This window comes from Candidatus Koribacter versatilis Ellin345 (genome assembly GCF_000014005.1).
Classification (GTDB): Bacteria; Acidobacteriota; Terriglobia; order Terriglobales; family Acidobacteriaceae; genus Korobacter; species Korobacter versatilis_A.
On record NC_008009.1, the window covers coordinates 1,155,464 to 1,169,201 of the forward strand.

Annotated in this window: 7 protein-coding genes; 4 read left to right on the forward strand and 3 right to left on the reverse strand. The window is 56.4% G+C overall.

Annotated features, from left to right (window positions below):
- Positions 1-56 precede the first annotated feature (56 nt).
- The 3 genes from ACID345_RS04715 (at position 57) to ACID345_RS04725 (ending at position 7,561) form a co-directional block, all read left to right on the forward strand.
- Positions 57-1,796, forward strand: coding sequence for a tetratricopeptide repeat protein (locus tag ACID345_RS04715; RefSeq protein WP_148210015.1), 1,740 nt, complete (start codon positions 57-59; stop codon positions 1,794-1,796).
- Positions 1,797-2,094: 298 nt separating this feature from the next.
- Positions 2,095-5,706 (forward strand): TonB-dependent receptor, encoded by a 3,612-nt coding sequence (locus ACID345_RS04720; protein WP_011521723.1) that lies wholly within the window; start codon positions 2,095-2,097, stop codon positions 5,704-5,706.
- Between the two features lie 103 nt (positions 5,707-5,809).
- Positions 5,810-7,561 carry a CRTAC1 family protein gene (locus tag ACID345_RS04725; RefSeq protein ID WP_011521724.1) on the forward strand — a complete coding sequence of 584 codons (1,752 nt, stop codon included), beginning with the start codon at positions 5,810-5,812 and terminating at the stop codon, positions 7,559-7,561.
- Here the strand turns inward: ACID345_RS04725 and ACID345_RS04730 are convergent, their stop codons facing one another.
- On the reverse strand, positions 7,562-9,376 hold the full coding sequence (locus ACID345_RS04730) for a CRTAC1 family protein (RefSeq protein ID WP_011521725.1): 1,815 nt from the start codon (positions 9,374-9,376) through the stop codon (positions 7,562-7,564).
- A 133-nt stretch (positions 9,377-9,509) separates the two neighbouring features.
- Between ACID345_RS04730 and ACID345_RS04735 the strand changes: the two genes are divergently transcribed.
- Positions 9,510-11,216 (forward strand): glycoside hydrolase family 13 protein, encoded by a 1,707-nt coding sequence (locus ACID345_RS04735; protein ID WP_011521726.1) that lies wholly within the window; start codon positions 9,510-9,512, stop codon positions 11,214-11,216.
- Between the two features lie 60 nt (positions 11,217-11,276).
- On the opposite strand, the gene ACID345_RS04740 is transcribed toward ACID345_RS04735, so the two are convergent.
- Both ACID345_RS04740 and ACID345_RS04745 read right to left on the reverse strand, forming a co-directional pair.
- On the reverse strand, positions 11,277-12,836 hold the full coding sequence (locus tag ACID345_RS04740; RefSeq protein WP_085954940.1) for a trehalase family glycosidase: 1,560 nt from the start codon (positions 12,834-12,836) through the stop codon (positions 11,277-11,279).
- 153 nt (positions 12,837-12,989) lie between these two features.
- Positions 12,990-13,730 carry a nickel transporter gene (locus ACID345_RS04745; RefSeq protein ID WP_011521728.1) on the reverse strand — a complete coding sequence of 247 codons (741 nt, stop codon included), beginning with the start codon at positions 13,728-13,730 and terminating at the stop codon, positions 12,990-12,992.
- Positions 13,731-13,738: the final 8 nt, after the last annotated feature.

The window sequence follows — 13,738 nt, forward strand, 5'->3', positions numbered from 1 at the left end:
TTTCAATCCTCGCCCGTGGAGTATTGAACTCACTAGATCGCCGCACGGATTTCATCTTGTTCTCGTCCCTTATCCCAGCAGCTCTCGTTCTCGCGATGTGCTTGGCAACTCCCGCCGTATTCGCCCAACAGTCGGCGGCTGATTTTTATAAGCGGGGAGTTCAGGCCTACGGGCGGGGAGACGACGCATCCGCGCTCTCGTCTTTTCAACAGGCATCGAAACTCGATCCCAATAATCCCGAGTATCAGAATGCCGTAGGCCAGGCGCTGTTCAAGCAGGGAAGACCAGCCGAAGCAATTCCGTATTTCCGTCATGCCCTCAAACTCCGCCCCGATCTCGCAGTCATTCATGCATACCTGGGTCAAGCTCTTCTCGCCGATCACCAGGCTGATGCCGCCATTTCCGAATACCGTATCGCTGTCAAAATGGCTCCCAACGAAGTCGAGGCCAATCGTGGATTGGGTCGCTCGCTCAGCACCAAAGGGGACCTCGACGGCGCCATCGCCGTCTATCGTTCCGCACTGGAGACCAATTCGCAAAGCGCGCCACTTCATGACGATCTCGGCTCGTTGCTGGCCCAGAAAAAAGACTTCGTTGCCGCGCAACAGCAATTCGAACAAGCCTTAAAACTCGACCGCCAGTACGAGCCCGCACATTTTCACCTTGGCGTCGCGCTACTTTCACAAGACAAAGATCCTGAGGCAATGCTTTCTTTACAGGAAGCGGTGCGTCTCGCGCCGAACGATGTTGCCGCCCACTTCTTTCTCGGTCGCGTTCTCGAGACACTCGGCGACAACGCGAATGCTCTACAGAACTACAAAGACGCTGCCCAACGCTCTTCCGAATTTCCCGGCCTCCAGGAGAGACTTGGACTCACAGCGCAACGAGTAGGCGAAATGCCGACCGCGATCTCCGCTTTCCAGAAAGCCATCGCGCAATCCCCGCAGAACCCCGATCTTCATAACGACCTTGGCCTGGCATTCATGCAGGCTGGAGATGGCGAGGGAGCTATTCGGGAATTTAACCAGGCCCTCAACCTGAAGCCGGAGGATGTCGGCTATCTCGGAAATCTCGGGGCCGCCTACCTTCAGCTTTCCGAGTTCGACAACGCCGTTGATAACTTCCGCAAAGCTCTCCAGATCGCGCCGGCCAACGCATCACTGCACCATGATCTCGCGTTGACATTGAAGTTGAAGGACGATCTCGCCGGAGCTGCAGCGGAGCTTCGCGAGGCCATCCGGCTCGATCCTAAACTCTACGACGCACATTACACGCTGGGAGTCACCCTTTGGCAGCAAGGCGAGTTTCCCGCCGCCGTTGAAGAACTCGAAGCCGCCCTCGCCCAGAAGCCCGACTATGCTGAGGCTTATTACACCCTCGGCACCGTTTACAAGCAGATGAATAAACCGCGTGAATCCGCCGAAGCACTTCGCTCTGCATTGAAAATTCAGCCCGACTTCGCCGGCGCTCACACGACTCTAGCCGCAGTCCTCCGTCAATTGGGCGACACCGCTGGTGCCTCCGAAGAAGCACGTATCGGCGCGGAACTTGCAAAGAAGAAAACCGGCATGCAGGCCGCGGTGTTCGCAACCAACTCTGGAATTCGTCTCCTAAATGCAGGCGATCTGGATGGGGCTGTTTCCCAATTCCGACGGGCTACCGAGTCGGCACCCGACTACGCCATGGGGCACTTTCAACTCGCAACTGCACTCTCCCGCCAAGGCAAACGCGACGAGGCCGATGCCGAGTTCTCCAAGGCTGCAACCCTTGATCCACACCTGAAAACCCAGAAGTAGCTCACGAATTTCTTTTCCCGTCCTGACACAATTTGACGCAAATAATAGGTTTCTTGTATTGACACGTCCTACAAGCCCATTGACAAGCCCTTCCGCCGCAATGTACTTTCTCGGTCACGTGTAAACGTGACTTGTGTCACTTGCCTAAGTGATGCGGGGTTTACCGGGATCAAGACAGTCCAGGATTCAGAGAAATCCATAAGGACTGCAAGGGCGATATGTCGCCCGCTCCTGGCGAGCCTGATTCACCCCCTGAACTGCTTTCAGATGGCGCCCCAAGCGCCTTCGGAGGTCGAGAATGAAGCGTGTAGCAGCCGTACTTGCGCTGTGCTTTCTTTCTTTGCTGGCAGCAACGCCGGCATTTGCCCAGGCGGTCTTCGGAAACATCTTCGGGACTGTGACTGACCCACAAGGCGCAGCTGTACCCGGCGCCACCGTGACCGTTTCTAACGTCCGTAAAGGAACTTCGGACACGGCTACCACGAATGAAAGCGGTAACTATCAGGTTACTCACCTGATTCCTGACGAGTACAGCGTCAAGGTCGAAGCCAAAGGCTTTAAGACCTTCGAACAAAAATCCGTCAGCGTTTCAGCTGACCAATCTGCACGTCTCGACGCCCAAGTTCAGCTCGGCTCGGAAAGCCAGACGGTCGAAGTGACCAGTGAAGCACCGCAGCTCCAGACGGATCGCGCCGACGTCGCAATCACATTCAATCAGACCTACGTCGAAGACTTGCCGGTCTTGAACCGCAACTTCACGCAGTTCGAGTTGATGTCGCCCGGAACCCAGAAGCTCGTCGGCTGGAGCCATGCCTCCACCGAGAATCCGCAGGGCAGCCAGCAGATTTTCGTCAACGGCCAGCACTTCAGCGGCACCAACTTCGAGTTGGACGGCACCGATAACCAGGATCCGATCTTGGGCATCATCGTTGTCAATCCCAATCTTGACGCCGTTACCGAAACCAAGATCGCGTTGCAGAACTACGACGCGGAAATGGGAAAGGCCGTCGCCGGCTTCGTTACGGCACAAACCAAGTCCGGCAGCAACGAGATCCATGGCAGCGCATTCTACTTCCGCCGTTCTGACGCAAACCAGGCACGTGATCCATTCACCCAGTTTCAGCCGGATGCGATCACCGGACGAATGATTCCCTACGCCCGTTGGCAGCAGTTTGGTGGGAGTGTCGGCGGTCCGATCATCAAGAACAAGTTGTTCTTCTTTGGCGACTATCAGGGAACTCGTCAGGTCAATGGACAGACGCAGGTTTTGACGGTGCCAACCGCCAAAACAGTTAGCAGCTGCGCTGCGGCGCTGGGGAATCCTGCACTGAACTGCGACCTCAGCGACTATCTCGGGAACGTTGGTGGCGGTGGGCAGGTTTACATGCCCAATTCCAGCAACTCATCCACTTTCACGGGCGGCACGAAGTTCGATGGGAACCTGATCCCGGGAAACTTGCTTTCCCCGCAAGCGGTTGCCCTACTCAAGCTCTTCCCGGCGCCCAACTCCTCGGGTATCGACGGCAAGGGTGTACTGAACAACTTCGTCGGAGGCGGTTCTGGTCCATTTAATCAGAACTCCTTTGACACGCGAATTGACTACAACATGACGGACCGGACGCAGCTGTTCGGTCGATTCAGCCTTGACTATTTCAACCTGTCGGGCGCTCCTGCCTTTACCCAACTTGGCAGCGCGGGCTTCGGATTGAACGGCTTAGCTGGCAGCTCCATCACACATAACTACAGCCTGTCGTCGACGGTTACCCACACCTTCAGCAACTCGCTGCTCGCGGACTTCCGTTTCGGATGGTTCCGCTACAATCCACAAACTCACAAATACTTCGAAGGTAAAACTCCCGCCAGCGATGTCGGAATCCCAGGTGCAAACCTTGGAGATCTCGCCACCTCCGGTTGGCCGGCTTTCAACATGGACACTGGCGCCGACGGCAATGGTTCCGGAACCGGCACCTCGGTGTCAGACTTCGGAGAAAGCCTCAATATCGGACGTTGCAACTGCCCGCTGACTGAAAAGGAAGATCAGTTCCAGGGTGTGAACAATTGGACCAAAATCCACGGCAACCATACCTTCAAGTTCGGTGCCGATATTCGAAGCGCCACTAATCTGCGAGTCCCAAGCGATGCGAACCGTACGGGACAGTTCAATTTCAACCATCTCGCCACTTCAAACGGCGGCGTTGGTGGCTTGGCTTTAGGCACCTTCCTGCTTGGCGATGTCACCACTTACGACCGTTTCGCGAGCACTTCACTGGACGCTGCTGAACACCAGTGGCGGTTCTTCTTCTATGGCCAGGACACTTGGCGCATCACGCCGAAATTGACGTTGAACATCGGCCTGCGTTGGGAAGACTACACGCCTGAGGCCATTAGTGGAAAAGACCTCGGCGGCCTCGGTGTGATCACAGCCGGCGGCAACGGAACATTGACGCCCAACGGTGCCGTAGTTCGTGTGGCGGGTGAGGGTCCATACGACACTTCGCTGAACGTGAACCACAAACTCGACGCCTTTGCTCCGCGGTTCGGCCTTGCTTATCAGTTTGACGATAAGACGGTCATTCGCATGGGTTACGGCCGCAGCTTCGATATGGGAGTGTTCGGTTCTAATTTCGGACACGCAATTTCTCAGAACTTGCCGGTTCTTGTTCACCAGAACATTTCCGCCAGCAGTCAGGGCTTGGGATCAGACAACTATGTGACGGCGTTTACTCTCGGTACCGGCGCGCCGCCAGCCACCTATCCAGTACCGGTCAACGGTGTCCTGCCGATACGTGGTCCCGATAACTCGGTAGATCCGCGCATTCGGCCGGGCAGCCAGACGCTACCTACGATCGACGTTTGGAACTTAACCATCCAGCGGCAACTCACGGCGACCACCACCTTGGAAATTGCCTACGTCGGGAACAAAGGCTCGCACACGTTCGCAGGCAATGGACCGGCCTATAACGTCAATCAACCCAGCATCGTTGGATTGGCAGCGGGAGTTCCCCAAGCAAACCGTCGACCTTTCTACAACGCATGGGTCTACCCCGACTTCACTGACCCCAACACCGGCCAGCCCTTGGTGTGCTGCTCAAGCGACTTGGGCAACTACTTCGGCAACAACGCCAATAGCCTCTACAACGCACTGCAGGTGAAAGCTGAAAAGCGCATGTCCAACGGGTTGCAGTTCATCACCCACTACACGTGGTCGCGGTCGTTACGTTACGACAACAACTACTTCGTGGATGACCCGCATGTCGCCTATGGTCCCGACAACCAGAACCGTAGCCACGTGTTCGTCGCCAACGTTGTCTATGATCTTCCGTTCGGGAGAGGCAAGAAGTTCGCAGGGGGCGTAGGTAAAGCAGCGGATCTCGCGATTGGCGGTTGGGAATTCAGCTCCACCACCAACTGGAGTAGTGGACTGCCGTTTACCCCGGGCACCGCATTCTGCAACAACGATGTGGGCGTGTGCCGTCCAGATAAAGCAGGCGCATTCGCTTTGGGCGCCGGCAAGTTCGATCCGGCAGCCCACAGCGTGACCTACTACACTCCGGAGAACCTCTTTACTGGAACCGGAGCTTGGTCGGCGCCGGTACTTGGAACGATAGGGAACTCCGGATGGGATTCTCTCTACGGTCCGCGTCTCTTTACCACGGATGCAACCCTCATGAAGAACTTCGCAATTACTGAGAGAGTGAAGGCTCAGTTCCGGATGGACGTGTTCAATCTGTTCAACCATCCAGTGCTTGGGTTCAATTCGAATCAGGGAAACACCTGCGTTCTCTTCTACAACAACGGAAATCCTGCCGACACAACCAACTCGAACTGCGGCAGCGGTGGCAAGATCACCGATATCGAAGCTGATACGACCATGCGTGCACTGCAGTTCGCGGTGAGAATCAACTTCTAGCTCGTAACCTCAACCAACGGGGGAGCCTCTGGGCTCCCTCTTTCTCTTTCTTCCTCGTCCCGGTTGACCTTCTTTCCGCCCGCGCCCTACCATGTCCTAACCCATGCGCATTCGCGTTTTACGGCCTTTTCTAGCGTCGGCCACATTCCTGACGCTTTGCCTCGCACTCTCACCCAGCAGCCCCGTAGAGGCCGCCCAGACGCAATCCACAGCCGCTCCCGCAGCGCCACTCAAGGTGAACTTCGTCGACATCGCCGAAAAGGCCGGTCTCACTGTTGACAATGTCTACGGCGGCGTCGATTCCAAGAAGTACATCATCGAAACCACCGGCTCCGGCATCGCCGTAATCGATTACGACAAAGACGGCTGGCCCGACCTCTTTTTCGTGAATGGAACGACCCTGGACGGTGCGAAAGGTAAAGACCTCAGCAACCGCCTCTACCACAACAACCACGACGGCACCTTCACGGATGTCACCAAGAAGGCGAACCTCTGGCATGCAGGATGGGGCCAAGGCGCCTGCGTCGGCGACTACGACAACGACGGCAACGACGACCTCTTCGTCACCTACTACGGCAAGAACATCCTCTACCACAACAACGGAAACGGAACATTCACCGACGTTAGCGAGAAAGCTGGCGTCGCCGGCAGCGGCAAAATGTGGGGAACGGGCTGCGCCTTCGTCGATTACGATCGCGACGGCAAACTCGACCTCTTCGTCGCCAATTACGTGGACTTCGATCTCTCTACCGCGCCAGCTCCCGGCGAGCGTCCCACGTGCATCTGGAAGGGTGCACCGGTGATGTGCGGACCGCGCGGCCTGCCCTGGACTAAGAACCTGCTGTACCACAACAAGGGCGACGGCACCTTCGAAGACGTGACCGACAAGGCCCGCATCGATAAGACCAATGGCCATTACTCGTTCAGCGTCTCAGTCGTTGATTACGACGACGACGGCTGGCCCGACATCTTCGTCGCCTGCGACAGCACCCCCGCCATCCTGTACCACAACAACCACGACGGCACGTTTACCGACGTTGCTGTCACCCTCGGCGCAGCCTTCAACGAAGACGGCCGCGAGCAGGCCGGCATGGGTTCCACCGTCGCCGATTATGACGGCGATGGCCGTCTCGACATCTTCAAAACCAACTTCTCCGACGACACCTCGACCCTGCTCCACAACGACGGTCCGCCCGGTTTCACCGACGCCACCACCGCTGCCGGTCTCGGCCTGCAAACCAAGTATCTCGGCTGGGGCACCATGTTCTTCGACATCGATAACGATGGCTGGCCCGATCTCATCCTGGCCAACGGCCACGTCTATCCCGAGGTCGACAAGTTCAAACTCGGCAGCGACTACGCCGAACCGCGTCTCCTGTATCGCAACTACGGCGACGGCAAATTCACCGATCTCTCCACGACCTCCGGCCCCGGCATATCCGCACCGCATGCTTCTCGAGGAGTCGCGGTCGCCGATCTCTGGAATGATGGTCGTCAGTCCGTGATTATCAGCAATATGAACGAGCGTCCACTGTTGCTGGTAAACGAGGTGAAGTACAGCAATCACTGGATCGCCTTTAAGGCAATCGGCACGAAATCAAACCGCAGCGGCATCGGAGCGAAGATTCAAGTCACCGCTGGCAAGCGCGTCTTCGTAAATGAAGTCCGCAGCGGCTCCAGTTACAACTCCAGCAGCGATCTCCGTGTTCACTTCGGTTTGGGGACCGCGACCAGCGTCGATACCGTAGAAGTTCGATGGCCCAGCGGCGAGACCGAGCGCTTCACCGCGAAGGTTGATCAGGTCAACACATTGAAAGAAGGTTCGGGCGAGAAGGTCGCAGCGGCAAAGAAATAGCTATTTCTTTGCCGAGAAGGCAATCGTGTTGATCACACCTTTGCCTTCTTGCACGACATACACCTGGTTGGGCTTCAAGTCTTTGAGCGTGTCCACCTGCCCGCTCGGCCAGAACAGCTCGACCACATCAACCTTCGTTGCCTTACCAATTCCGAAGTGCACTCGAAGATCATTCTGCGAGATGTAGCCACCGCCGCTCCTCACTTCATCAATTTGGACATGAGGCTTCGGTTCGTCCGTCGGATGCGTCGTACACCGAATCCTTGTCCCAATTCCGCTGCGGTTCGATTTCGTACCCACAGTCTTGAACTTGATCCAGTTATTATTCACCTTCGAATCGCAGCGCAGCAACTGTGGCGGACCATTGACGGTGTTCACAACCACATCAAGGTCACCGTCGTTGTCGAAGTCTCCAAACGCCGCACCACGCGCCGCGATCGGAGCCGAAATTCCTGTACCCGCCTTCAGCGATACATCTTCAAACTTCCCATTGCGCAGGTTCTTGTAAAGCAATTTCTGCTGCGGATATCCAGCTTCTGTCTTCAATTGCTCCACTTCCGGATACACGTGCCCGTTGCAAATCAAAATGTCGGGCCATCCGTCGTTGTCGTAGTCGAAGAACCCACATCCCCAGCCCAGAAATTTCGTGTGCGCCCCAAGCCCACCGATGAAGGTGTTGTCTTCAAAATTGCCTTTTCCAATCCCGTGGTAGAGCGAAGGCGTATCTCCAGCGAAGTTTGTCTTCACGATGTCGAGATTGCCATCCAGATCGTAATCCGCCGTGGAAACGCCCATGCCCGCCTGCGGTTTGCCGTCCGGGCTGAACGCGCACCCCGCATCCACCGCAACATCCTCGAATTTCCCGTTGTGCTTGTTCTGATAGAGCGCACTCGGCATCGAGTCATTCGCCACGTAGATATCGGGCCAGCCATCGTTGTCAAAATCCGCCACGCACACTCCGAGTCCGTAAGTCCCGACACCCTTCGTGATCCCGGCCGCCTCACTCACATCGGTAAACGTCCCGTCGCCGTTGTTGTGGTACAGGATGTCCGTATCGCCCTGCATCCCCGGGGGGCCGCATGCGACCATAATGCCCTTGTACAAGCACGGACCCGATTCCGGCACCGGCGCGGTTTTCAAATCCAAATCAAGATAGTTCGCGACGAAGATATCCAGATGTCCATCACGGTCGTAATCCACAAACGCGCATCCGGTTCCCCAGCGCGTGCGCTTACCCGCGATCCCCGCCTTCTCGCTGACATCGGCGAAGGTTCCATTGCCGTTGTTGTGATAGAGAACGTTCTTCCCGTAATACGTGACGAAAAGGTCGTCGTTGCCGTCGTTGTCGTAGTCGCCCACGCAGCAACCCTGCCCCCAGCCCGATCGTCGTAGGCCTGCCTTGTCGGTCACGTCTGTAAACGTACCGTCTCTATTGTTCTTGAAGAGATGATTGACCGGTTCCTGTCCGGCAGGGAAGCCTTCGAGTCGTGTGCCGTTCACCAGGAAAATATCGAGCCAACCATCATTGTCGTAGTCGTAGAACGCAACTCCGCAGCCCGTGGTCTCAAGCAGGTATTTGTTCTTGTGCTCGCCGCCAAAGATCGTGACCGCCTTTAGGCCCGCCGACTGCGCGACATCGAGAAACTCCACTCCGAGCGAGTCGCCTGCGTTCTTCCCCACCTGACCAGGCAAGGGCACTGCCAGAGACAACACATCGGCGAAGGGAAGCACGAGGGCGGTCCGACACAGCGACTGAAGAAATGAGCGGCGTGAAGATGGCAAGCTGTTCAGGGACCTTCTTGGACTCCCGATCATTTTGCAGCACCCGAGCACTCCGGGCAAGCCGTTCTCCCTGGGAAATCCAGCTACCCTGGCCTGCGTGCCTTGGTTGAGCGCCGCTCTTCGTTGTTTTAGACTCAAGCGACAAATCGACCCTCCGGAAGGTCTCATGCGAAAACTCCTGATCTCTTCCCTCCTCGCTGGCTCTCTTCTCGCTCTCCCCGCCTCGGCTCAGAACAACGCATCCAAAATCGACGCCAATGGGCATGAATGGTGGCAGCATGCCGTTTTTTACGAGGTCTATCCGCGCAGCTTTGCTGACAGCAACGGTGACGGCGTTGGCGACCTCAACGGCATCGCCTCGAAGGTCCCATACCTGCAAGATCTCGGCGTGGATGCGATCTGGTTAACTCCATGCTTCCCATCGCCACAAGTCGACTTCGGCTACGACGTGTCGGATTACGAAAACATTGATCCGATGTATGGAACGCTTGCCGACTTTGACAAGCTCCAAAAAACCGCCTCGGATCACAATATCAAGATCATTCTCGACCTCGTAGTGAACCACACCTCTGACAAGCATCAGTGGTTCCTCGACTCGGAATCTTCCAAAAAGAATCCCAAGCGCGATTGGTTCATCTGGCGGGACGGCAAAGGCCCGGGCAAGCCACCCAACAACTGGACATCCACGTTCGGCGGTTCTGCATGGAAACTCGATCCCAAGACTAATCAGTACTATTACCACTACTTCTACGCCGAACAACCCGACCTCAATTGGCGTAACAACGACGTTCGCGACGCCATGTTCGACGTCACCCGCTGGTGGTACAAGCGCGGCGTCGCCGGCTTCCGCCTAGACGCCGTTGATACTCTCTTCGAAGACCCCAACCTCAAAGACAATCCGGTCCTCCCCGGAAAAAACAAATTCGGCGACCCCAATACCGATGAGATCAACAACAAGCGCTTCCCCGAAGTCCACCAGGCGCTGCAAGGCCTTCGCAAAGTCGCCGACGACTACAACGCCGTCCTCATTGGAGAGACCTGGACCAAAGACATCAACGAACTAAAGGCGTACTACGGAACTGGCGCCCGTGAACTCCAAATGCCCATGGACTTCATGTTCACCCAGGTCAAGCCGCTTGCCGCAGCTCAGTTCCGCGCACGAGTGGCAGAAATCGACGCAGCCGGTGGATGGCCTGTCTTCGTCATCAGCAATCACGACATGGTTCGCGCCGCCACTCGCTGGGGCGACGGCAAACATAACGCTGAAATTAACAAGATGATGGCCGCCTTCTATCTCACGCTCCGTGGCACGCCGATCATGTACTACGGGGAGGAACTCGGAATGGAAAACACCGATCCCACTCGCAAAGAAGATGTGAAGGATCCAATCGGACGCACCGGCTGGCCAAAGGAGAAGGGAAGAGACGGCGAGCGCACGCCGATGCAGTGGAACTCGGAAAAGAACGCCGGGTTCTCCACCTCGGATAGCACCTGGTTGCCCGTCCCGCCCAACTACAAAACGCGCAATGTCGAAGCCGAGTCGAAAGACCCAGATTCTGTTCTGTCCTTCTACAAACAGGTTCTCGCGCTGCGTCACAAGAACCAGCAACTCCTCGAAGGCAGCTACGCTTCCGTCACCGACGACCCCAACGTGGTCGCTTACCTTCGTCCCTATCAGGACAAGGCGGTCTTGGTTGTTCTGAACATGTCAGCCATTCCAAAGAAGATGCGATTGGATCTGACGAATAAAGGCTTCACAGCCACCGCCATGACACTCGTAACCTCAATGAAAAACACTCCAGCCCAGGTGAACACAAAGGAAATTGCTCTCACACCGTATGGTGCCTACATCGGCGAAGTCGCCAAGCAGTAATCATTCTGCAAACGAAAATGCGGCGCGTTCAGCGCCGCATTTCTTATTGATGGCAGAGTTCTAGTTCGCTGCGGCCTTCGTCACCCATCCCAGATCGTAAGCGAACTGCAGCGCCGAGGCATTCGTCCATCCGAATCCTACGACGTTCTCGCTATAACCCGCCTTTGCCTGGAATTCGCTCGAACTCTGCACGACATCGTACTTCTCGCGGATTGTCCCATCTTTCGCAAAATTCCGCGCAATCGTATTCACCCACTTTGCCGACACGCGATCCGCTTCGTTCTTGTATCCATAGCGCCTCATGCCTCCGACGCCAATCATCATCGTGGGAGCCCATCCATACGGCTGGTCCCACTGCACGCCCGTCGTGTACGGGCTCATCGACATTCCGCCCGCCCGCTCGAACACATCTAAGTGGGACATCACTTGCTTCGCCTGCTGCTGCGACGCCAGCCCAACCCACAATGGATAAAACGTCGTGATGTAGTCGTAGGTCGAGCGCTTGCCCAGCGTGAAGTCCCAATCGAAATAGCGTCCCCGCTGTGCGTCCCACAGATACTTATCCACGAGCTGCTTCCTCTTCGCCGCCCGCCCCGCCCAAGTCTGTGCCTGCCCGTTCTTAAGGATTTCGCTGACCTTCTGCATATCGGTCTCTGCCTTGTAGAGCAGGCTGTTCAGGCACACCGCAGCAAAGTGGTGCGTTTTCCCGCTGAAGTCGCCGAAACGAAACGAAATATCAAACCCAGATTCCCGCATCGCACGATCGCCCTTGTAGTAGTCGGCGGTGTACTGCATCGGCGATGAAGTTCCGCACGTCGGCTTTTCCCCGTCCCGCTTCTCGCAGACTTCCATCGTGAACTCAGGCCCAATCAGCTTCGCGGCCGACTTCCCCGACTCTGCGAGGTAATCGTCTTTCTCGTTCGACGCCTGAATGTATCGGAAAACATCCCGGTAGTACGGATCATGCCCGTCGGCCACTTCCGGTACAGGCCCGTGCCCATAGTCGAAATACCGCGAGAGACCAGTATCGCCAGCGAGTTTGTCGCCGCTCGTCCACATGTTGTAATCGCGTTCGATGTAGGGATACGCCTTCTTCAACCAAGTCTCTTTGGCCGTCGCATCCGGAGTCGCCTCGTAAACCAGCAACACCATCGAACTTAGAAACGGCGGCTGCGATCGCGTCATGAAGTAAGAGCGATTCGCGTTCAGGATGTCGCCGTAGTTATCAATCTCGAAGAAGAAATTCTCCACCATCCCCTTCGCCATGTCGTACCGGCCATCACGAAGCAGCCCAACGATGATGAAGTAGCTGTCCCATCCGTACTGCTCGTTCAGGAATCCGCCCGGCACCACATAGGGATTCGGCAGATAGAGCGTGCCCTGTCGAAAGCCATGGCTGGTATCGAGGCTTCCAATCGCCGTGACCTTCTGCGGCAGGTGCGCGAGTTCGACCTTGCATCGCTCCGTCACTTCCTTCATTGCCTCGTTTTCCGGATACCCGACCGGCAGATACAACATCGAATGCACACCCGCGTGCTTATCAATGATCGTCTCGCACGAATTCATCGTGCGTGTCAGGACGTCCCATCCCTTATGGATATAGTCCAGAACCTGCGGCATGTTTTCAGGTTTTTGAGCGAATGCTGATGCGGAAAGGAAAAGAACGATGATGGTGATGCAGAGTTTCTTTTGCACCCGAACAGTACCCCCGGCGCGATGTATCAAACGCCTGCGAGATTAGCCGTTCTTGAGGGCTCTGCGCAAGCGAAAGACTCAGTGCGGCGTCCAATGCGGCGCGCTGCCGAACAGCCCTTGCACAACGCAAATCTGATATGCGAGCACGAGCCCGAAAGCCACGCTGATAATCCCTGAAACCAGCGCCAGTCGCCGCCCGAACACTTGGAAACGATCGCCCACGAATCGCAACGCCGATGCAATGCTCATCGTGATCACCATCATGCCCGCAATGGTGCCCACCCCAAACACAAGCAAATAGACGATCGCACAATTTGCGTTCCGGATCGTCGCCAAAATCAGCAGCGCCACTGCCGCCGATCCTGCCAAGCCATGCACGATGCCCACCATTAGCGGCCTTACAAGCTGGTAAAACGAACGCTGTCCGAGCTTCCGATCGAGTTTATCCAACGTCTCGTGCGAATGCGGATGATCGTGAGAATGATCATGTTCGCGATCCGCGCCCGCCGATCCCGGAATTGCCTGCTTGAAGCTCGCAAGATTCCATCCTCCCAGCAGGATCAGCATCAAGCTCACGGAGAACTCCATCGCGAGCCCCAGTCGTGCGGGAATCACCAGGTTAAAGAGGATGATCGCGCAGCCCACCAGGAAGATGGTCAGTGTATGGCCGACTCCCCAGAAAATCCCAATCATCGCCGCGCGCTTGGCACTACGCTGCTGAGTCACGATCGTCGTGACGGCGATCACGTGATCAGGATCGGTCGCGTGACGCATCCCCAGAAAAAATCCAATCGCAATAATTGAAATCAGGCCAATCATGCTGGTGT

Coding starts and splice junctions, on each gene's coding strand:
- ACID345_RS04720 (WP_011521723.1), top strand. CDS start 2,095: ATGAAGCGTGTAGCAGCCGTACTTGCGCTGTGCTTTCTTTCTTTGCTG.
- ACID345_RS04725 (WP_011521724.1), top strand. CDS start 5,810: ATGCGCATTCGCGTTTTACGGCCTTTTCTAGCGTCGGCCACATTCCTG.
- ACID345_RS04730 (WP_011521725.1), bottom strand. CDS start 9,376: ATGATCGGGAGTCCAAGAAGGTCCCTGAACAGCTTGCCATCTTCACGC.
- ACID345_RS04735 (WP_011521726.1), top strand. CDS start 9,510: ATGCGAAAACTCCTGATCTCTTCCCTCCTCGCTGGCTCTCTTCTCGCT.
- ACID345_RS04740 (WP_085954940.1), bottom strand. CDS start 12,836: ATGCCGCAGGTTCTGGACTATATCCATAAGGGATGGGACGTCCTGACA.
- ACID345_RS04745 (WP_011521728.1), bottom strand. CDS start 13,730: ATGATTGGCCTGATTTCAATTATTGCGATTGGATTTTTTCTGGGGATG.